This is a genomic window from Pantoea sp. E956-1 (assembly GCF_982223955.1).
Genome location: NZ_CEUYZP010000001.1, coordinates 1,339,629 through 1,360,097 on the forward strand (window position 1 = coordinate 1,339,629; position 20,469 = coordinate 1,360,097).

At 53.6% G+C, this 20,469-nt stretch carries 19 protein-coding genes, 6 tRNA genes and 1 other RNA gene; 16 read left to right on the forward strand and 10 right to left on the reverse strand.

Going from position 1 to position 20,469, the window contains the following annotated elements; genetic code table 11:
* Window positions 1–44 precede the first annotated feature (44 nt).
* A complete protein-coding gene (locus AC0T7J_RS06390; RefSeq protein ID WP_010257844.1) occupies window positions 45–1,235 on the forward strand; it encodes a NupC/NupG family nucleoside CNT transporter in 1,191 nt (396 codons plus the stop codon).
* Between the two features lie 302 nt (window positions 1,236–1,537).
* Here AC0T7J_RS06390 and AC0T7J_RS06395 read toward each other — a convergent pair.
* Both AC0T7J_RS06395 and AC0T7J_RS06400 read right to left on the reverse strand, forming a co-directional pair.
* Window positions 1,538–1,613, reverse strand: a tRNA-Ala gene (locus tag AC0T7J_RS06395).
* 44 nt (window positions 1,614–1,657) lie between these two features.
* Window positions 1,658–1,733: transfer RNA gene (locus AC0T7J_RS06400), tRNA-Ala, on the reverse strand.
* A 359-nt stretch (window positions 1,734–2,092) separates the two neighbouring features.
* On the opposite strand from AC0T7J_RS06400, the gene AC0T7J_RS06405 reads away from it, so the two are divergent.
* The 3 genes from AC0T7J_RS06405 to AC0T7J_RS06415 all read left to right on the forward strand — a co-directional run bounded on the left by AC0T7J_RS06405 (window position 2,093) and on the right by AC0T7J_RS06415 (window position 3,724).
* A complete protein-coding gene (locus AC0T7J_RS06405; protein ID WP_473792926.1) occupies window positions 2,093–2,881 on the forward strand; it encodes a formate/nitrite transporter family protein in 789 nt (262 codons plus the stop codon).
* Window positions 2,882–2,992: 111 nt separating this feature from the next.
* Entirely contained in the window at window positions 2,993–3,346 is a 354-nt protein-coding gene (locus tag AC0T7J_RS06410) for a YfeC-like transcriptional regulator (RefSeq protein WP_473792928.1), read from the forward strand.
* A 24-nt stretch (window positions 3,347–3,370) separates the two neighbouring features.
* Window positions 3,371–3,724, forward strand: coding sequence for a YfeC-like transcriptional regulator (locus AC0T7J_RS06415; RefSeq protein WP_473792930.1), 354 nt, complete (start codon window positions 3,371–3,373; stop codon window positions 3,722–3,724).
* A 33-nt stretch (window positions 3,725–3,757) separates the two neighbouring features.
* On the opposite strand, the gene gltX is transcribed toward AC0T7J_RS06415, so the two are convergent.
* Entirely contained in the window at window positions 3,758–5,173 is a 1,416-nt protein-coding gene (gene gltX, locus AC0T7J_RS06420; protein ID WP_473792931.1) for a glutamate--tRNA ligase, read from the reverse strand.
* Between the two features lie 271 nt (window positions 5,174–5,444).
* Between gltX and AC0T7J_RS06425 the strand changes: the two genes are divergently transcribed.
* The 6 genes from AC0T7J_RS06425 (at window position 5,445) to AC0T7J_RS06450 (ending at window position 6,772) form a co-directional block, all read left to right on the forward strand.
* Window positions 5,445–5,520 (forward strand) — tRNA-Val (locus AC0T7J_RS06425).
* 41 nt (window positions 5,521–5,561) lie between these two features.
* A tRNA-Val gene (locus AC0T7J_RS06430) sits at window positions 5,562–5,637 on the forward strand.
* A gap of 34 nt (window positions 5,638–5,671) precedes the next feature.
* Window positions 5,672–5,747, forward strand: a tRNA-Val gene (locus AC0T7J_RS06435).
* Window positions 5,748–5,751: 4 nt separating this feature from the next.
* Window positions 5,752–5,827, forward strand: a tRNA-Lys gene (locus AC0T7J_RS06440).
* A gap of 43 nt (window positions 5,828–5,870) precedes the next feature.
* Window positions 5,871–6,006: non-coding RNA, RtT sRNA (locus tag AC0T7J_RS06445), on the forward strand.
* Between the two features lie 424 nt (window positions 6,007–6,430).
* The gene (locus AC0T7J_RS06450) at window positions 6,431–6,772 is read left to right on the forward strand and encodes a FlxA-like family protein (RefSeq protein WP_069026538.1); all 342 of its coding nucleotides are present in this window, start codon (window positions 6,431–6,433) and stop codon (window positions 6,770–6,772) included.
* Here AC0T7J_RS06450 and AC0T7J_RS06455 read toward each other — a convergent pair.
* Window positions 6,769–7,689, reverse strand: coding sequence for a LysR family transcriptional regulator (locus tag AC0T7J_RS06455; protein ID WP_010259882.1), 921 nt, complete (start codon window positions 7,687–7,689; stop codon window positions 6,769–6,771). The genes AC0T7J_RS06450 and AC0T7J_RS06455 overlap by 4 nt on opposite strands.
* 95 nt (window positions 7,690–7,784) lie before the next feature.
* Between AC0T7J_RS06455 and AC0T7J_RS06460 the strand changes: the two genes are divergently transcribed.
* Window positions 7,785–8,798, forward strand: a complete 1,014-nt coding sequence (locus AC0T7J_RS06460; RefSeq protein ID WP_473792933.1) for a bile acid:sodium symporter family protein — start codon at window positions 7,785–7,787, stop codon at window positions 8,796–8,798.
* A gap of 27 nt (window positions 8,799–8,825) precedes the next feature.
* Here AC0T7J_RS06460 and AC0T7J_RS06465 read toward each other — a convergent pair whose 3' ends face one another.
* The 3 genes from AC0T7J_RS06465 to zipA form a co-directional block, all read right to left on the reverse strand.
* Entirely contained in the window at window positions 8,826–9,044 is a 219-nt protein-coding gene (locus AC0T7J_RS06465) for a DUF3820 family protein (RefSeq protein ID WP_003848878.1), read from the reverse strand.
* Window positions 9,037–11,064 (reverse strand): NAD-dependent DNA ligase LigA, encoded by a 2,028-nt coding sequence (gene ligA / locus AC0T7J_RS06470; RefSeq protein WP_473792935.1) that lies wholly within the window; start codon window positions 11,062–11,064, stop codon window positions 9,037–9,039. The genes AC0T7J_RS06465 and ligA overlap by 8 nt, the downstream gene beginning before the upstream one ends.
* 75 nt (window positions 11,065–11,139) lie before the next feature.
* Window positions 11,140–12,132, reverse strand: coding sequence for a cell division protein ZipA (gene zipA / locus AC0T7J_RS06475; RefSeq protein WP_473792937.1), 993 nt, complete (start codon window positions 12,130–12,132; stop codon window positions 11,140–11,142).
* A 218-nt stretch (window positions 12,133–12,350) separates the two neighbouring features.
* Here zipA and cysZ point away from each other — a divergent pair, with 218 nt between their 5' ends.
* The 5 genes from cysZ (at window position 12,351) to crr (ending at window position 17,305) form a co-directional block, all read left to right on the forward strand.
* A complete protein-coding gene (gene cysZ / locus AC0T7J_RS06480; RefSeq protein ID WP_039390849.1) occupies window positions 12,351–13,118 on the forward strand; it encodes a sulfate transporter CysZ in 768 nt (255 codons plus the stop codon).
* A 141-nt stretch (window positions 13,119–13,259) separates the two neighbouring features.
* On the forward strand, window positions 13,260–14,228 hold the full coding sequence (cysK, locus tag AC0T7J_RS06485) for a cysteine synthase A (RefSeq protein WP_473792939.1): 969 nt from the start codon (window positions 13,260–13,262) through the stop codon (window positions 14,226–14,228).
* A 387-nt stretch (window positions 14,229–14,615) separates the two neighbouring features.
* Window positions 14,616–14,873 carry a phosphocarrier protein Hpr gene (ptsH, locus tag AC0T7J_RS06490; RefSeq protein ID WP_003848868.1) on the forward strand — a complete coding sequence of 86 codons (258 nt, stop codon included), beginning with the start codon at window positions 14,616–14,618 and terminating at the stop codon, window positions 14,871–14,873.
* 161 nt (window positions 14,874–15,034) lie between these two features.
* Window positions 15,035–16,762, forward strand: coding sequence for a phosphoenolpyruvate-protein phosphotransferase PtsI (gene ptsI, locus AC0T7J_RS06495; protein ID WP_003848857.1), 1,728 nt, complete (start codon window positions 15,035–15,037; stop codon window positions 16,760–16,762).
* 42 nt (window positions 16,763–16,804) lie between these two features.
* The gene (crr, locus tag AC0T7J_RS06500; protein ID WP_008926530.1) at window positions 16,805–17,305 is read left to right on the forward strand and encodes a PTS glucose transporter subunit IIA; all 501 of its coding nucleotides are present in this window, start codon (window positions 16,805–16,807) and stop codon (window positions 17,303–17,305) included.
* Window positions 17,306–17,366: 61 nt separating this feature from the next.
* Here the strand turns inward: crr and AC0T7J_RS06505 are convergent, their stop codons facing one another.
* From AC0T7J_RS06505 to cysM, 3 genes are all read right to left on the reverse strand, one after another.
* The gene (locus AC0T7J_RS06505) at window positions 17,367–18,707 is read right to left on the reverse strand and encodes an ATP-binding protein (RefSeq protein WP_473792942.1); all 1,341 of its coding nucleotides are present in this window, start codon (window positions 18,705–18,707) and stop codon (window positions 17,367–17,369) included.
* Window positions 18,704–19,384, reverse strand: coding sequence for a response regulator transcription factor (locus AC0T7J_RS06510; protein ID WP_473792944.1), 681 nt, complete (start codon window positions 19,382–19,384; stop codon window positions 18,704–18,706). The genes AC0T7J_RS06505 and AC0T7J_RS06510 overlap by 4 nt, the downstream gene beginning before the upstream one ends.
* Before the next feature lie 170 nt (window positions 19,385–19,554).
* Window positions 19,555–20,439, reverse strand: coding sequence for a cysteine synthase CysM (cysM, locus tag AC0T7J_RS06515; RefSeq protein ID WP_473792946.1), 885 nt, complete (start codon window positions 20,437–20,439; stop codon window positions 19,555–19,557).
* Window positions 20,440–20,469: the final 30 nt, after the last annotated feature.

Sequence of the window (20,469 nt, forward strand, 5' to 3'; positions counted from 1 at the left end):
AGAATACGCAACAAAATACAACCCTCCTCAAATTTGGAGCAACCATGTCCCATATTTTGCAATTTCTTTTAGCACTGGTGGTGGTCGGGATACTCGCCTTGCTGGTCAGTCACGATCGTAAAAGTATTCGCATTCGCTACATTATACAGCTACTGGTGATTGAAATTGTGCTCGCCTGGTTCTTCCTCAACTCAGAAGCGGGACTCGGTTTCGTCAAAGGATTCGCGGGCTTCTTTGACCATCTGCTGAAGTATGCCGCAGAGGGTACCAACTTCGTCTTCGGCAACATGAGCGACAAAGGCCTGGCCTTCTTCTTCCTTAACGTATTGTGCCCTATCGTCTTTATCTCTGCATTGATCGGTATTCTGCAGCATTTCCGTATCCTGCCATGGGTAATTCGCGGCATCGGTACCGTACTGTCGAAAGTGAATGGCATGGGAAAACTGGAATCTTTCAACGCCGTGAGTTCTCTGATACTGGGACAATCAGAAAACTTCATCGCCTATAAAGATATCCTGGGCAAAATGTCACAGCGCCGCATGTACACCATGGCCGCGACCGCGATGTCGACCGTATCGATGTCGATCGTCGGGGCCTACATGACCATGCTGCAGCCAAAGTATGTGGTCGCCGCGCTGGTGCTTAACATGTTCAGCACCTTTATCGTGCTGTCGCTGATCAACCCTTATCGTGTAGAGAACGAAGAAGATTTGCAGTTGCAGGATCTGCACAAAGGCCAGAGCTTCTTTGAGATGCTGGGCGAATATATCCTGGCCGGTTTCCGCGTCGCGATTATCGTTGCCGCCATGCTGATTGGTTTTATCGCGCTGATTTCAGGTCTGAATGCGCTGTTTGATTTGATCTTCGGCATCTCCTTCCAGGGCGTTCTCGGCTTTGTCTTCTATCCGTTTGCCTGGGTGATGGGCGTGCCTGCTGGCGAAGCGTTGCAGGTCGGCAGTATTATGGCGACCAAGCTGGTGTCGAATGAGTTTGTTGCCATGATGGATCTGCAGAAAATCGCGGGTCAGTTGTCGCCACATTCAGAAGGTATTCTGTCTGTGTTCCTGGTCTCGTTCGCCAACTTCTCTTCTATCGGCATCGTGGCCGGTGCGATTAAAGGTCTGAACGAAGAACAGGGCAACGTAGTTTCCCGCTTTGGTCTGAAGCTGCTGTACGGCTCTACGCTGGTCAGCGTGCTTTCCGCCGCTATCGCCGGTCTGGTTCTGGCGTTCTAAGCACGATTCTAAGCATCAAAGGGCGAGCAGGTCTCGCCCTTCTCTTCCTGCTCTGCTTCCCGCTGAATTCCCTTTCCCGCGTTAACTCTTTCATGGCACATGTCACATCTGCCTTCAGACCGTGCACGACAGGCGGCACAGCGTCCCGCAAACAGCATCGGATGTTATGGCGGGTCATGCCGGTAATAACGTATTTAAGCGTGCGCAGCAGCGTGAATGGCAAAGCAATAGCGTTGGGATCCGCAGCAACTGGCGAATAAGAGATTAATCAGAAAGGATTTTGACAACGGCGTGTCAGAAAATGGTGGAGATAAGCGGGATCGAACCGCTGACCTCTTGCATGCCATGCAAGCGCTCTCCCAGCTGAGCTATACCCCCACATCTGGAATCGTTTTTCAGTGCCAAACTTCTGGGAGGAAGTTTGGTGGAGCTAAGCGGGATCGAACCGCTGACCTCCTGCATGCCATGCAGGCGCTCTCCCAGCTGAGCTATAGCCCCGAACCGAAAAACTGTCGCGTTAAGCGACGGACGGCATAATATGAAACCCCCTCCGGGGTGTCAACGGCAAAATGACATTCTCTGTTTGATCGCTGAAAAAGGCGGCAACCTGCGAAGTTTCAGCAGCATGCTGCAGGGGAAAATCGTGTCTGTTCACACAGGACCGTTTTTTAACTGTTATTCAGCCTGACGTCAGGTTAATTCACGGTTAAATATGTTATAGGAATTTTCTTGTCATCGTCTTTTTCGCATGCAAAACTTAGCCCGCTAATTAAGTGGTCGCCGGGACCCTCTCCCGCGTACCACGCGTCCACCAGGCGTTATCGTCCCATTAATCATAAAAAAACTACTGAGATACTATGTCGCTGCATACACCTAAAGAAATCGCACAACTGGCGATCCAGTCAGGCGTGGCTAAAAGCCGTGCACCTGTCAGCATCCTTCTGATTCTCGGCTTTATGGCGGGCGCATTTATTGCGACCGGCTTCCTGCTGGATCTTCACGTGATCAACACCCTGCCCGCTGAATGGGGCTCTTTTGGCGGCCTTCTGGGTGCCGCGGTCTTCCCGGTGGGGATCATCATGACCGTACTGGCGGGTGGTGAGCTGCTGACCGGCAATATGATGACCTTACCGGTGGCCTGGTTCGCCCGTCGCATCAGCTTTATGAGCGTGGCGCGCAACTGGTTCTGGGTTACCCTGGCTAACTTTATCGGCAGCGTGGCTGTCGCCTGGTTCTTTGGTCATATGCTGGGTATGACCGAGGGCGATTACCTGAAGAAGACTGTGGCTATCGCTTCTGCAAAAGTCCACGCTGATTTTCTGCACGCCTTTATTTCCGGCATCGGCTGTAACTGGCTGGTTTGCCTGGCGGTATGGCTGGCCTTTGCCAGTAAAGATGTGGTCGGCAAGATCTTCGGCATGTGGTTCCCGGTGATGGCATTTGTGGCCATTGGCTTCCAGCACGTCGTCGCCAACATGTTTATTATTCCGGCCGCCATTTTTGCCGGTCAGATGAGCTGGGCAGAGTACTTCCCTAACTTTGTTGCCGTCTTCTCAGGTAATGCCGTCGGTGGTGCCGTGTTCGTTGGTCTGGCCTATTTCCTTGCATTCCGTCCTGCCGCTGAACCCGCCAGTAATCCTCAGTAATGATGTTTTGCCTTTTGTCGAGAGACAAAAGGCAATTTCAGCTTCAGTTACTTTCCCCCGTTACGTTTTGCTGTAATATGTCCTGCTAATGTATTAATCAGGGACTGCATCGTGAAAAAGGAATGGCTTACCCCCGAAGAGTTGGCTGCAGAGACGGGTTACAGTCGGCAAACGGTGAATAAATGGATCAAGCGGGAAAACTGGACGACCACGCCGAAGCCCGGTGTGCAAGGCGGTAAAGCCCGACTGATTCACATTGATGAGCGCGTAAAAAGTTTTATTCAGTCGACCCGTAACCTTAACGAGCCGACGGCAACTTACGGCACTCCGTCCAATTCATTACCTGCATTATTAATAAGTTCCATTCAGCAAATGACTCAGGACGAGCAGGATCAATTCACTGCACTAATCTTACGCGAAGGGATAAAAGGCGTTTTGCAGCGACTGGGCATCAGCGAAGAGTAAGGTGTATTTATCAGGGAAGGTATTGTGAAAAAGGAATGGCTAACGCCCGAAGAGCTTGCCTCAGAGACCGGCCTGAGCAGACAGACAGTGAACAAATGGATTAAGCGCGAAAACTGGACCACCCAGCCCAGACCCGGCATTCAGGGCGGCAAGGCGCGATTGATCCATGTTGATGATCGCGTAGAAACATTTATCCATTCGACGCGTAGCCTGCAGGAACCTACTGCTATGTACACGGTTTCGGCAGATTCATTGACGGCACTATTGGTGAATGCGGTTCCGCAAATGAGTCAGGCTGAACAGGCGCAGCTTTCAGCGCTGATATTACGGATAGGTATTAAAGGCATTCTGCAGCGTCTGAATATTACTGAAGAGTAAAAACCGGAAGCGTTAAGCTTCCGGCTCTGTTTATTAAGCCTGCGCTTCACGCTCACTGATAAAGGCCAGCGCCTGCTCAATACGGGCAACGCTGCGGCTGCGGCCTATCGCTTCCACGGTGACATCCAGTCCGGGTGACTGACCGGCACCGGTCACGGCCACACGCAGCGGCATGCCCACTTTACCCATCCCGACTTCCAGCTCATCTGCGGTGCTCTGAATAGCCTGATGCACATTTTCAGCTGTCCACTCGTTAATGGCGGCCAGCTTATCGCGCACCACTTCCAGCGGCTGACGCGCTACCGGATGAAGATGTTTCTTCGCGGCATCGGCATCAAACTCTGCAAAGTCTTCATAAAAGTAGCGGCAGGATGCAGCCATCTCTTTCAGCGTTTTGCAGCGCTCGCCTAAAAGACCAACCAGCTTCGCCAGTTCCGGGCCCGTGCGGGTATCAATTTTCTGCTCTTCAATATGCCACTGCAGATGTGTCGCCACATATTCTGGCGGCAGCGTATTGATATAGTGATGGTTCAGCCACTGCAATTTCTCAGTGTTGAACGCACTGGCAGACTTACTGACCGCATCCAGGGTAAACAGCTCAACCATTTCGGCCACGCTGAAGATTTCCTGATCGCCATGTGACCAGCCCAGACGAACCAGGTAGTTGAGCAGCGCTTCTGGCAGGTAGCCATCATCACGATACTGCATCACCCCGACTGCGCCATGACGTTTGGAAAGCTTTTTGCCATCATCGCCCAGGATCATTGAAACGTGGGCATAGACCGGAACCTGCGCACCAATCGCTTTGAGGATATTGATCTGACGTGGCGTATTGTTGATATGGTCTTCGCCGCGAATCACATGGGTGATGCCCATATCCCAGTCATCCACAACAACGCAGAAGTTGTAGGTTGGCGAACCATCGGTACGGCGGATAATCAGATCATCCAGTTCCTGGTTGCTGAACTCAATCGGGCCACGGATCTGGTCGTCAAAGATGACCGAACCTTCCTGCGGATTACGGAAACGCACAACGCATGGCTCATCGTCTGCATGGTGTTCATGGCTGTCACGGCAGCGGCCGTCATAACGCGGCTTTTCGTTGTTAGCCATCTGCTCTTCACGCAGGGCTTCCAGACGCTCTTTTGAGCAGTAGCATTTATAGGCTGTGCCCGCTGCCAGCATTTCATCAATGACCGCATTGTAGCGATCAAAACGTTTTGTCTGGTAGTAAGGGCCTTCATTCCAGTCAAGGCTGAGCCAGTTCATGCCATCCATGATGGCTTCAATAGCTTCCGGCGTGGAGCGCTCCAGATCGGTATCTTCAATGCGCAGCACAAACTCGCCCTGGTTGTGACGGGCAAAGAGCCAGGAGTAAAGTGCGGTACGGGCGCCACCTACATGCAGATAGCCAGTCGGGCTGGGCGCGAAGCGTGTTTTGATTTTCATTGAGTATTGCCTTAGATGCGCGGGTTCTCTGTCTGGATGACAAAAAACAGGTTAGACGCGAAAAACAGTGGGCATATTCTAGCATCTGACGGTGAATCCTCAATGCATGCCCGGCGGTTGCCGTCCGGGAAAAGCGGCTTTTCTGCCAGTAAAACCAGCACATTGACTAAAAGCGCGACAGGGTGTTTAAAAATAAACCGAACGCACATTTATGTTTTAAAAAGCGTTGACTCAAAATCAACTATCCCTATAATGCGACTCCACACAGCGGGGGTGATTAGCTCAGTTGGTAGAGCATCTCCCTTACAAGGAGGGGGTCGGCGGTTCGAACCCGTCATCACCCACCACTCTTAACAGCGTGGCCCGCAGTGAACAGGTATGAAGATATGGGTGATTAGCTCAGTTGGTAGAGCATCTCCCTTACAAGGAGGGGGTCGGCGGTTCGAACCCGTCATCACCCACCATATCTTGCCTGTTAGTAGTATTGAAGTACGAAGTGGGTGATTAGCTCAGTTGGTAGAGCATCTCCCTTACAAGGAGGGGGTCGGCGGTTCGAACCCGTCATCACCCACCACTTCGGGTCGTTAGCTCAGTTGGTAGAGCAGTTGACTTTTAATCAATTGGTCGCAGGTTCGAATCCTGCACGACCCACCAATTCAGAAAAAAGCGCCTTTATGGCGCTTTTTTCGTTTCCGGGGCACGGACTTTACCGTGCAGGGTGAGAACCTGCTGCAGGTTCGACTGAATCGCCAGGAGCGATTCAGGCTGATGCGACAGCATCACCCGCAGGGCGAGGCCCACGACGGGCCGAGGCTATCCTGCACGACCCACCAATTCAGAAAAAAGCGCCTTTATGGCGCTTTTTTCGTTTCTGCTGAACTGACCTTTTCTGCGACTTCAGGCTTTAAAAAGTGTGCTGGCTCAGGGAGCACAGGCCTTTCGCAAAGACGCAAAAACGCCATCCATGGCAGGCTCAGCGTGGGCGATTACGTACCTCATCCCTGAGGTGCGCCCGCAGACGGGCGAACACTTTGCGTTTTTGTCCCTGTCCCACGATGCTTTGCTACAAGCCTGTGCTCCCCTCGCTTTAAACTTATCTGTTGTCTGTTAGTCCTTTTTGGTGCCTGTTTTGTTCCTGCTGCACTGACAGTGACGTAAAAGATAAAATCCCGCCGTTTCGCAACCTTAACAATTTCAGCTCTCAAGTCGTTTCACAGCGTGCCGATAACGTATCTGACAACTTACAGGGAGAAAATGATGTCTTCAATTTCCGGAATTTTAAGCAGTGCAGTCAGTGGCGGTGACAGCGGTGGCGGCAGCGTTGCCTCGCAGGTCGCGGCACTAAATAAACAGATTCAGAATGTCTTAACGCAGGTCAAGGAGCTGGCGGACAACAAAGAACTGACTGACGAACAGAAGTCTGAAATGCAGCAGATGTATCAGTCACAAATCACCATGCTGCAGGCACAGATTGCTCAGCTGGAACAGAAGCAGGCCGAGCAGGATCAGCCAAAGAGTGACAGCTCGCCTGTCAGTGAGAGCAAAGCGGACGGGATTAACCGCCCTACCGACACCAACAAAATTGATGTCTACATCTAAAATGCGGGCCTGGCCTCGCGTTGTTGCGCCAGCAGCGTCGCCTGCTGGCGCACCTCCTGCCAGATTGCTTCGGCAGCAGGCGTCAGCGAGCGGTTTTTACGCTTGATCAGCGTCAGGCTGCGATTGATTTCCGGATAGAGACGCCGCACCGTTAATGCGCGATCAGCCGGCAACGGTAACGCCAGCGCGGGCAGAATACTGATGCCGATCCCCACCTGTACCATCGGAAATAGCGTAGCGGGATGACCAATCTCCTGAACGACTTCAGCCCTGATATTCTGCTGCTGCATCGCCGCATCAATGAGGACCCGACTGCCGGAAGCATAGTCCTGAAGCACCATGGTGCGGCCATCCAGCATTGACCATTCTGCCCTTTCCACCTGCGCCAGCGGATCATCATCACGGCATAGCAGCAGGAAAGGCTCATCCAGAATCGCGATGCTGTCAAAATCGCTGTCGCTGAGTGGCCCAATGACAATCCCGAAATCGACTTCGGCGTTACGCACACTTTGCAGCACCCACTGCTGGGCGCGATCGTGCAGTATCACTTTGATATCAGGAAAGTGCTGCTGGCTGGCGGCCAGACATTGCGGCATCAGATGAGCGGAAATGGTCTGGCTGGCTGCCACTCTGACGGTACCACTGCGCTGTTCGCCAAAACTGCGGATATCCAGCAGCGTGGTATGAATCTCCTCCAGCAGTCGCTCCATGCGTGACGCCAGCTGTTTTCCCGCTTCAGTCAGCATCACCTCACGGGTGGTTCGATCCAGCAACCGCACGCCGGTTTCCGCTTCCAGCTCTTTAATACTGTGGCTGACCGCCGACTGACTCAGACCTATCGCCTGCCCCGCCTGGCTGAATCCGCCATAGTGTGCCACCGCAATAAAGGTTCGTAGCTGACGCAGGGTATAATTCATCGATTCTGCTCATAGATTAATTCAATAAATCAATTTTATTTCTAAACAGGTTTCACGCACAATCGCGCTATTGAAAAATTTACCGGAATTTAACAATGGGATTTTTAAAACTCGATCCGATGATGATTAAACTCATCATCACCGTGCTGCTGGCCTCTTTCCTGCCAGCCAGAGGGATCTACGTTGATATCTTCAGCTATCTCGCGACGGCAGCGATAGCGCTGCTGTTCTTTATGCATGGTGCCAAACTGTCGCGTGAAAAGATCATCTCAGGCAGCAGTCACTGGCAGTTACATCTGTGGATTATGTTCAGCACCTTTGTGCTGTTTCCGGCGCTGGGTCTGCTGCTGGTCTGGTGGCATCCGGTTAATGTCGGCCCGGAAATTTATACCGGCTTTATCTACCTCTGTATCCTGCCTGCGACCGTGCAATCCGCTATCGCGTTTACCTCCATGGCGGGCGGTAACGTTGCGGCAGCGGTATGCAGCGCCTCTGCATCTAGCCTGCTGGGTGTGTTTATTTCGCCGTTGCTGGTGAACCTGGTGATGGATATTCACAGCAGCGCCGCACCCAGCGATGGACTGGAGCAGATCGGTAAAATTATGCTGCAACTGATGGTACCTTTTGTGCTGGGACATCTCTCACGGCGCTGGATCGGTGGCTGGGTTGAGAAGCATCGCAGCCTGATTGGCAAAACTGACCAGACCTCCATTCTGCTGGTGGTCTACTCCGCCTTCAGTGAAGCGGTGGTTAATGGCATCTGGCATCGCGTTGGGTTAATTACGCTGCTGTGGATTGTGGCAGGCTCAATTATTCTGCTGACCGCCGTGCTGATTATCAACCTGCTGGCCTCGCGCCTGTTCCGCTTTAAACGCGCCGATGAGATTGTGGTGCTGTTTTGTGGTTCGAAGAAGAGTCTGGCGAATGGCGTACCGATGGCGAATATTCTGTTCCCGGCCAGTACCGTGGGGATTATTGTGCTGCCGCTGATGATTTTCCATCAGGTACAGCTAATGGTCTGCTCATTTATTGCCGGGCGTTATAAGAAGACCAATGAGAAGCAGCAGGCTGTGCAGGTTAAAGATTCGGTGATGGAGTCTCAGAAATAGATCGGCTGCCCGCCAGTGCGGGCAGCGTTACTTGCGGGTCTGAAGCGGTTTAACTAACCCTTCCAGACCCTCAATTTTTATTGTCAGGGTGAGTTGCATGAGATCACCCAGCAGACCAGACGGAAAGTCCCCACTGCGGGCAAACCACAGCAGATAAGGCTCAGGCAGATCGATCAGCATCCGCCCCTTATATTTACCAAACGGCATAGGCGTATTGGCTATCGCTACCAGCTGATGTTCATCCATCTGAGGCTCCCAGCAGGCGGATCATTTCCGCTTCATCAATCACTTCAATGCCAAGCTCTTCTGCTTTCGCCAGTTTTGAACCGGCCGCTTCACCGGCAATCAGCAAATCGGTTTTCTTCGAGACGCTTCCGCTGACTTTTGCACCCAGCGCGATCAGCTGCGCTTTGGCATCATCGCGGTTCATCTGCGACAGTGAGCCGGTCAGCACCACCGTTTTACCGGCGAACGGACTGTCGATCTCTTCGGCTCTTACCACCACCACCTGCGGCCAGTGAATGCCGATATCTTCGACCAGCTGGCGGATAACCTCACGGTTGCTCTCCTCTTCCATGAAGTTGCGCACGTGAGCCGCAACGACTTTGCCGACATCCGGCACCGCAATCAGCGCCTCAAGATCGGCATCCATGACCTTCTGCAACTCACCAAAATGGTTAGCCAGATTGGCAGCGGTGGCTTCACCCACTTCACGGATACCCAGCGCATAGAGGAAACGCGCCAGCGTAGTCGATTTCGCTTTCTCCAGCGCGTCGACAACGTTTTGCGCCGATTTCGGCCCCATGCGATCCAGTCCGGTCAGTTTGCCCGCCGTGAGACGGAACAGATCCGCTGGTGTGTTGACGTACTCTTTCTCTACCAGCTGGTCGATAATCTTATCGCCCATGCCATCAACATCCAGCGCCCGGCGCGAGACAAAATGCTTCAGCGCCTCTTTGCGCTGAGCACCGCAGATTAAACCGCCTGTGCAGCGCGTGACCGATTCCCCTTCGACCCGTTCTACCTCGGAACCACAGACCGGACAGTGTGCCGGAAACAGGACTTCACGCGTCTGTTCAGGTCGCTCGGCCATCACCACGTTGACCACCTGCGGGATCACATCACCGGCGCGGCGAATGACCACCCGATCGCCGATGCGTAATCCCAGCCGCTCGATTTCATCCGCGTTATGCAGCGTGGCATTGCTGACGATCACGCCGGCGACCTGCACCGGCTCCAGGCGAGCCACCGGTGTGATAGCCCCGGTGCGACCAACCTGAAATTCGACGTCCCGCACCCAGGTCAGTTGTTCCTGTGCCGGGAATTTAAAGGCAATCGCCCAGCGCGGCGCGCGCGCCACAAAGCCCAGCTTTTCCTGCAGTTCCTGTGAATCGACTTTGATCACGACGCCATCAATATCAAAACCCAGATTCGGACGCTGTTGTTCGATATCACGATAGAAAGCCAGGGCTTCTTCTGCGTTGTGCACCAGCTTGATACGGTCACTGACCGGCAGGCCCCAGGCTTTAAACTGTTGCAGACGCCCCATGTGACTGTGCGGCATCTCACCGCCTTCCAGCAAACCAAAACCGTAGCAGAAGAAGGTCAGCGGACGTTTGGCGGTAATGCGCGGATCCAGCTGACGCAGAGAGCCTGCTGCTGCATTGCGCGGATTAGCAAAGACTTTGCCATCAGTCCGGCGAGCTTCTTCATTCAGCTTTTCAAAGCCGCGCTGCGTCATAAATATTTCGCCACGCACTTCCAGCCGTGCCGGAATGTTGTCGCCTTTAAGCCGCAGCGGGATAGCGCGAATGGTGCGGACATTGGCGGTAATGTTCTCGCCGGTGGTGCCGTCACCGCGCGTTGCCGCCTGAACCAGCAAGCCATTTTCATACATCAGGCTGACCGCAGCGCCATCAAGCTTGAGTTCGCAGCAGTAGGTTATGTCTTCACTACTTTTCAGCCGATCCTGTACCCGCTTGTTGAAGGCCATAAACGTGGCTTCATCAAAGGCATTATCCAGCGACAACATCGGGACTTCATGGCGTACCTGCTCGAAGACCGTCAGCGGCGCGGCACCCACGCGTTGTGTGGGCGAGTCCGGCGTAATGAGATCGGGATGTTCTTCTTCCAGCTGACGCAGCTCACGCATCAGACGATCGTATTCAGCATCCGGCACTTCCGGCGCATCCATAACGTGATAGAGATATTCATGATGGCGCAACGTGGTGCGCAGTTCGGTGATGTGATCCTGGACGGATTTCATAAAGCCCCATCAGATAAAAAACCCCCGACAGGCGGGGGTTTGTTTTAACAATTCAGATAGCGGTTAGCGCAGGTCTCAGACGCCAACCACATCGCGGATACGCGCTTTGTAAGTTTCCAGCTTCTGTGGCGTCATCATGCGACGCTCATCGTCCAGCACCACGCCGCCCACATCATCAGCGATACGCTGTGCCGACTGCAGCATCAGCTTGAAGTTCTGATTCGCATCGCCATAGGAAGGCACCATCATAAAGATAGAGATGCCAGGCGTGCTGAAATCGGTCATCAGATCAGGATTGAACGAGCCCGGCTTAACCATATTGGCCAGACTGAACAATACCGGGCCGCTGCCAGCCGGACTGAGATGACGATGGAAAATGTTCATTTCACCAAACTGGAAGCCCGCCTGGAGAATACCCTGCAGTAGTGCCTCACCATTCAGTTCACCGCCAGAATGGGCGGCAACATGCAGCACCAGTACCGCTTCTTTCGGTTTTTCCGCTGGCGCTTTAGCAGCAGGCTGTGCCGGCGCGGATGTCACTTCAGGCTGCGGCTCAGGTTCTGCCTGGTACTGCGGTGCGGGCTGTACAGATTCCAGCGGATCGAGATCCAGCAACGGGTCAGCCTGAACAGGCGGCGCAACAAAAGTGGGTGCGGGCTGCTGACGAACCGGTTCAGGGCGTGGCTGCGGCGCAGGCTGCGGTGCCGTGTTAAAAAGCGGATCGCTTTCAGTTTCAGGTTGCGGTGCGGGTCGTGGCGCAGGCTGACGCACAGGCTCAGCGGGCGCTGGCTTACGCGGCGCTTCTGGCTGTGGCTCGCGAATCTCATCGAAACGCGGTTCCTGATGTACGTTGCGATCAGAACGAACGCGAACCTCGCCGACGCCATCATCTTCGTCGTCAATCAGGTCCTGCTCATCATTTTCATCACGTTGTTTTAGACGTTTGTGCGGGCGATCGCGGAACACTGACGAACGCTCTTTACGGCTGGTCCACAGCCCGTGAAGAAGGAGCGCTATAATGGCGATCGCGCCAACAACGATTAATATCAGACGCAAATCCTGCATCATTGTATTCTCTGTTGTTCCAATACCTTGCCACCGCGGCAAACTTTATCCCCTAACTGTATTTGCCCTGCTACACAAGTGCAAGTCTGTGCACTATTTTCTGACAAATAAGATAGGCAACCCACGCTTTTTCGCTGTTTTTTTACCCAAACGGCACCTGGCCTGGAGAAAAAGCCAGGTTATAGTGGGCGCGCCTTAACACCTTCAGGAGAACTGGCTCTATGGCCCTTGAGAATTCCGTCTCAAATTTTAACGGCATGCACTACTTTAGCCAGGGCTGGAAACTGGTGCGTCTGCCTGGCATTCGCCGCTTCGTGGTGATGCCGCTGCTGATTAATATCGTGATGCTGGGTGGCGCATTTATCTGGCTTTTCTATCGTCTCGGTGACTGGATCCCGCGCCTGATGGCCCATATTCCAGACTGGCTGCAGTGGCTGAGCTATCTGTTATGGCCGCTGTCGGTAATTGCGATTGTACTGGTGTTTAGCTACTTCTTCTCGACACTGGCTAACCTGATTGCCGCCCCGTTTTGCGGCCTGCTGGCAGAACAGCTCGAAGGCCGTCTGACAGGCAAGCCCCTGCCGGACAGCGGCTGGGCTGGGATGATTAAAGATGTGCCACGCATCATGAAGCGAGAGTTGCAAAAACTGGGTTATTACCTGCCCCGCGCGCTGGGTCTGCTGCTGCTCTATTTTATTCCTGGCTTTGGCCAGACCGTTGCGCCGGTGCTGTGGTTTCTGTTCAGCGCCTGGATGTTGTCCATCCAGTATTGCGACTACCCGTTCGATAACCATAAAGTGCCTTTTCAGCAGATGCGCAACGCCCTGCGTCAGCACAAAACGGCCAATATGCAGTTTGGCGCACTAATCAGTCTGTTCACCATGATTCCGGTTCTGAACCTCGTGATCATGCCGGTTGCCGTCTGCGGTGCCACCGCCATGTGGGTCGATCGCTACCGGCCACAGCTGGCACGCAGTGAAGTGCGCTAGAATGATCAGTGCGCCTTATGCTCTTTTCAGCAGGGCTTATTGCCGGGCGACATATAGATATGCGATTTCTTTCCTTCCGCCCCCAGGCAGAACAGGTATGCTCATAGGGTTCCCAATAATTCATACAGTTAAGGGCAGGCTATGAGTAAGATCTATGAAGACAACTCTTTGACAATTGGTCATACGCCATTGGTTCGACTGAACCGCATCGGTAACGGCCGCATCCTTGCGAAAGTTGAATCCCGTAACCCGAGCTTCAGCGTAAAATGCCGTATCGGTGCCAATATGATTTGGGACGCAGAAAAACGCGGTATTCTGAAACCGGGTGTTGAACTGGTTGAACCGACCAGCGGCAATACCGGTATTGCTCTGGCCTATGTCGCCGCAGCGCGCGGTTATAAATTAACGCTGACGATGCCAGAAACCATGTCAGTGGAACGCCGTAAGCTGCTGAAGGCGCTGGGCGCGACGCTGATACTGACCGAAGGCAGCAAAGGCATGAAAGGTGCCATCAGCAAAGCTGAAGAGGTTGTTGCCAGCAATCCGGATAAATATGTGCTGCTGCAGCAGTTCAGCAACCCGGCCAACCCGGAAATCCATGAAAAGACCACCGGCCCGGAAATCTGGGAAGACACGGACGGCGAAGTGGATGTCTTTATTGCCGGTGTCGGCACCGGCGGTACGCTGACCGGCGTGAGCCGCTACATCAAAAATACCAAAGGCAAGAAAGATCTGATTACCGTCGCGGTTGAACCGACCGATTCGCCAGTGATTGCTCAGGCGCTGGCGGGCGAGGAGATCAAGCCCGGCCCACATAAAATTCAGGGTATCGGCGCAGGCTTTATTCCGGGGAACCTTGAGCTGAATCTGGTTGACCGCGTTGTAGCCATCTCCAACGAAGAAGCGATCAGTACGGCGCGTCAGCTGATGGAAGAGGAAGGTATTCTGGCCGGGATCTCATCCGGTGCTGCCGTTGCTGCGGCGCTGAAGCTGCAGGAAGATGAAGCCTTCGCCAACAAAAATATTGTGGTGATCCTCCCCTCTTCCGGCGAACGCTATCTGAGCACCGCCTTGTTTGCCGATCTCTTCACTGAAAAAGAGCTGCAGTAGCAGAGGCCGATAGTCCGAAAATGGAGAAAAAAGCACCCAATCGGGTGCTTTTTTGTGGTGCAGATCTCACTTTCATTACCCCGCAGATTGATTTCAGTGACGCCGCTCTGGTATTTAGACTGCCAATTATTTCGATGCCTGAAATTAATCCGCGTTTGAAGTGGATCAAGCTGAATCGATTTACAGATTCAGTGAAACGGCGAATCACGGCATAATTAACCGGTGACGTGTAGAATCGGTTTTGAGACGCAACGGACTGTAGATTTGACGCATGCGCGTCTTTGGTCAGCATGAAGCTATACCCGCGCACCTACACAGGCTAAAGTAAAGGCTCCAGGCTAGACTTTAGATTCATAACACTCATCCTGATAACGTTGGGGAAATAGAATGTTCCAGCAAGAAGTTACCATTACTGCACCAAACGGTCTGCATACTCGCCCAGCTGCGCAATTCGTTAAAGAAGCCAAAGCTTTCCAGTCAGAAATTACCGTGACCTCTAACGGTAAATCAGCAAGCGCGAAAAGCCTGTTCAAGCTGCAGACACTGGGTTTGACCCAGGGAACGGTTGTGACCCTTTCCGCGGAAGGTGAAGACGAGCAGAAAGCAGTTGAGCATCTGGTCAAACTGATGGCTGAACTGGAGTAATCTCCGCTCAGTTCGCCAGCCAATCGACTCCTCTGCGCCATTGAGTGCAAACATCTTGATCGCGGACAACCTGTCCGCGTTATTGCTTTCGTAGAGTACGTGTCCCGCGACAATGGCACCGCACAGAGTCCCATCAGCCATCGTGATTAAAAGGTAGCGTTATGATTTCAGGCATTTTAGCATCACCAGGTATCGCTTTCGGCAAAGCACTGCTGCTGAAAGAAGACGAGATCGTCATCAACCGCAAGAAAATTTCTGATGACCAGGTTGAGCAGGAAGTCCAGCGCTTCCTCGATGGCCGCAGCAAAGCGGCATTACAACTGGAAGCGATTCGCGTCAAAGCGGGTGAAACCCTCGGTGAAGAGAAAGCAGCGATCTTCGAAGGCCACATTATGTTGCTGGAAGATGAAGAGCTGGAGCAGGAAATCATCGACCTGATCAAAAAAGATCACGCTTCTGCCGATGCTGCTGCCTACTCGGTCATTGATGGCCAGGCGAAAGCACTGGAGGAGTTAGATGACGAATATCTGAAAGAGCGTGCAGCTGACGTACGCGACATCGGTAAGCGTCTGCTGCAAAACATCCTCGGTCTGCATATCGTTGACCTGAGCGCTATTCCGGACGAATCCATCCTGGTGGCAAAAGATTTAACGCCGTCAGAAACTGCACAGCTGAACCTGAAGAAGGTGCTGGGCTTTATCACCGATCTGGGTGGCCGTACCTCACATACCTCAATTATGGCGCGCTCGCTGGAGATCCCAGCCATTGTCGGTACCGGCAATGTGACCGTCACGGTTAAAAATGGCGATTTCCTGATTCTGGATGGCGTTAACAATGCGATTCACGTCAATCCTTCAGAAGCGATTCAGGAAGAGCTGAAAGCCGTACAGAACCAGTATCTGTCGGAAAAACATGAATTAGCCAAGCTGAAAGATCTGCCAGCCGTCACGCTGGATGGTCATCAGGTTGAAGTCTGCGCCAACATCGGTACCGTGCGCGATATCGCTGGTGCTGAGCGTAACGGCGCTGAAGGCGTGGGTCTCTACCGCACCGAATTCCTGTTCATGGATCGTGACTCCCTGCCAAGCGAAGAAGAGCAGTTCCAGGCGTACAAAGCCGTCGCTGAAGCCATGGGTTCACAGGCGGTTATCGTGCGTACCATGGACATCGGCGGCGATAAAGATCTGCCTTACATGAACCTGCCAAAAGAAGAGAACCCGTTCCTCGGCTGGCGCGCTATCCGTATCGCCATGGACCGCAAAGAGATTCTGCATGCGCAGCTGCGTGCCATCCTGCGCGCCTCCTCTTTCGGTAAACTGCGCATCATGTTCCCGATGATTATTTCGGTTGAAGAAGTACGCAGCCTGAAAGCGGAACTGGAGCTGCTGAAAGCGCAGTTGCGTGAAGAAGGTAAAGCCTTTGATGAGAGCATCGAAGTCGGCATCATGGTGGAAACCCCGGCTTCAGCCGTGATTGCTCATCATCTGGCGAAGGAAGTCGACTTCTTCAGTATTGGGACAAACGATCTGACGCAGTATACTCTGGCGGTCGATCGTGGTAATGATTTGATCTCGCACCTGTACAACCCAATGACGCCGTCTGTGCTTAACTTAATCAAGCAAGTCATTGATGCATCTCACGCTGAAGGTAAATGGACCGGCATGTGTGGTGAGCTGGCAGGTGATGAACGTGCTACACTACTGTTACTGGGAATGGGGCTGGACGAGTTCAGCATGAGTGCCATTTCTATCCCTGGCATCAAGAAAATCATTCGTAATACTAATTTTGAAGATGCGAAGGCATTGGCAGAGCAGGCACTGGCTCAACCGACAGCGGAAGACTTAATGAACCTGGTTAACAAGTTCATTAAAGAAAAAACGCTCTGCTAATCTGCATGATGCTGGCCCCAAATTACTGCTTAGGAGAAGATCATGGGTTTGTTTTCTAAACTTTTTGGCGAAAAAACGGATAGCGCTGGGACAATTGACATCGTAGCGCCTCTGTCAGGCGAAATCGTGAACATTGAAGACGTACCAGATGTGGTGTTTGCAGAAAAAATCGTGGGCGACGGTATTGCGATCAAGCCCAGCGGCAACAAAATGGTTGCCCCTGTTGATGGCACTATCGGCAAGATTTTTGAAACCAATCACGCTTTTTCGATCGAATCAGACAATGGCATTGAACTGTTCGTTCACTTCGGTATCGATACGGTTGAACTGAAAGGTGAAGGCTTCAAACGCATCGCTGAAGAAGGCCAGAAGGTCAAAAAAGGCGACGTGGTTATCGAGTTCGACCTGCCGTTGCTGGAAGAGAAAGCGAAATCAACCCTGACACCGGTTGTCATCTCCAACATGGATGAAATCAAGGAATTGATTAAGCTGTCAGGCCAGGTCACCGTCGGCGAAACGCCGGTGATTCGCATCAGAAAGTAAGCATTCGTTCATAACATAACGGCACCCACGGGTGCCGTTATCGTTTCTGTTGCGCGCCGTGTCAGGGCTGCCAGTGCGGCAGACGCAGCGTCAGTTCCAGTCCGCCTTCTGGCCGGTTCCGGGCCTCGACCTCACCATGATGCGCCAGCACTACCTTTCGCACGATAGCCAGTCCCAGACCATAGCCTTTGCCCATCAGCGGCGAATTAACCCGCACAAACGGGTCAAAGATGCTGGAGAGTTTCTCCTCATCGACACCCGGCCCCTGATCGCGCACCTGAATCGCCAGCCACTGCTGTTCTGCGCACAGATGAACCTCAATCCGCTGCCCTGGCAGAGAGAAGCGCAGCGCGTTGCGTAACACATTCTCGACTCCGCGCCGTATCAGCTCTGCATTGCCCCGCACGGTGTAATCGGCCCGATCGTCGACCTGCAACTCTACCTGCACGCCAGGGATCTGCGCTTCATAACGGACATCAGTGATGACCGCCTGCAGCAAGCCGGTCAGATCAAAATATTGTTCATCCGGGATGCTTTCATGCTCAGCCCGCGACAGGGTGAGCAGTTCACCGATCATCTTGTCCAGCCGACGCGCCTCTTCATCAATGCGATCAAGCGAACTGTTCACACTTTCTGGCGTCTGTCTGGCCAGCCCGGTCGCCAGTTGCAGTCGGGCCAGCGGTGAACGAAGTTCATGTGAGATATCATGCAACAGTTCTTCACGGGCGCGCACCAGGGTGTCGAGCCGCTCGACCATGGCGTCAAAGGCTTCAGCGACGTTTGAGATCTCGTCGTGGCGCTTACGCATGATCGGAAACAGCCGCACGCTTAAATCACCCTCAGCCACGCGGGAAAATCCTTCCCGCAGCTGACGCATAGGTCGCGTCAGATTCCAGGCCAGCAGCAGACTGAACAGCAACCCCACCGAGCCGGCGAAGACAAACATCGGTTCAGGAATATTCAGAAATTTGCGCGGCATCATGTTCAGCGTGCTGTCTTTACGCATGCCATCCAGGTCGTAGCGCAGCTGATAGGCTTTGCCATCCGCACCGCGAACCCAGCGCACCACCTCTTCAGGAAAGCGCCCTTTGATATCCAGGTTGCCGCTATTTTCTGATTGTGACGGTTTTGTCTGTTGGGTGACGTGGAAGAACTGCCGGTCGCTGTTATCCCAGTCCGACAGCATCGCATTCAGCGCATCAGGCCCGCCCCGCTCCAGCACTGACGCGGCGGAGGTCATCTGCAGATCCACAATACGACGAATAGCCACGAGTTCAGGCGGTTCATGCCGTTTACCGGAGAGCGTAAAGCCGAGCCAGATCAGCTGGCTCATGATGACAAAAACGATCCAGAAGCCGATAAAGATCTTCCAGAACATGCGTCCACGGTAACTCTGCTTCATCGAATACGGTAACCGATGCTGCGAACGGTTTCGATGTTAATGCTGTCAGCGGTTAAGGCACTGAGCTTCTGACGAATGTTACTGATATGCACATCGACGCTGCGGTCATAGGCTTCACGCGGGCGACCAAGTCCCTTTTCGGAGAGTTCATCTTTTGATACCACCCGGTCCGGCGCACGCAGCAGCAGATCCAAAAGATTAAATTCTGATGCCGTGAGATCGAAGGTTCTACCCTGCCATTCGCTGATGCGGGTGGCGGGATTAAGCATCAGCTCCCCCCAGCGCAGCGGCTCTCTGGCATCTGGCTGTGGCGCCTGCTCTTCAAAACGCCGCAATACGGCGCGCAGCCGCGCCACCAGTTCGCGGGGATAGCAGGGCTTGGGCATATAGTCATCCGCGCCCATCTCCAGACCGATCACGCGATCAATATTATCGCCTTTGGCGGTCAGCATAATCACCGGTATCCGGCTGTTCTGGCGCACCTGACGCAACACATCAATGCCGCTCATGTCGGGCAGCATAATGTCCAGAATCATGGCGGTGAACTCTCCCGATAACGCGCCCTGCACGCCGGCGCTGCCGGTCAGAACCAGCTGGGCGTCAAACCCTTCCCCGATCAGGTACTGACTTAACATCGTGCCTAATTCAACATCATCATCAACAAGCAAAATTTTCATGGTTATCTCTCGACAGAATTGGCGCTATTTTGGCCTGTGCCGGGCATTCGCGCAGCCTGATTTACGCGATCCTTACAGATTCAGTCTATCTGGCACGGGAAATCCTGGCTGAAAAAAAGGCCTGTGGGCAGCAAATGCGCGCACAGGCCTGGTGTCAGCATCAGCAGAGATTACTGATGATAGAGTCCGGTAGAGAGATAACGATCGCCGCGATCGCAGGCGATCGCTACCACCACGCTGCCCGGATGAGCCTGCGCAATACGCAGCGCACCCGCCACTGCGCCGCCTGAGCTAACGCCACAGAAAATGCCTTCGCGGCGTGCCAGCGCCCGCATCGTCTCTTCCGCTTCCTTTTGCGTCATATCTATCACATCATCCACCAGATCGGGACGGTAGATCCCCGGCAGATAAGCCAGCGGCCAGCGACGAATGCCCGGAATGCTGCTGCCTTCACTCGGCTGTAAACCGATCACCTGAACGCCCGTGTTGTGCTCTTTCAGATAACGTCCCACACCGGTAATGGTGCCGGTGGTGCCCATGCTGGAGACAAAATGGGTCATGCGCTGATTCGACTGCTGCCACAGCTCCGGGCCGGTGGTCTGATAGTGGCCCAGCGGGTTGTCGGGATTATTGAACTGATCCAGCACCCGGCCTTCACCGCGCGCCGCCATCGCCTGCGCCAGATCGCGTGCACCCTCCATGCCCTGTTCACGTGGCACCAGTATTAACTCTGCGCCGTAAGCGCGCATCGCGTCCTGCCGCTCCTGACTCATGTTGTCGGGCATCAGCAGGCGAAGTCGGTAGCCTTTCATCGCCGCGATCATCGCCAGCGCAATCCCGGTGTTGCCGCTGGTGGCTTCAATCAGCTGATCGCCGGGTGCAATATCACCACGCAGCTCCGCCTGATTGATCATCGACCAGGCTGCGCGATCTTTTACCGAACCGGCCGGATTATTGCCTTCCAGTTTGAGCCAGACCTCACTGCCGTTGGCGGGCGTCAGGCGCTGCAACTTAATCAGCGGGGTATTGCCGATGGTATTTTCGAGAGTTGTCACGGTGCAATTCCTGGCATCTTACAAAACCAG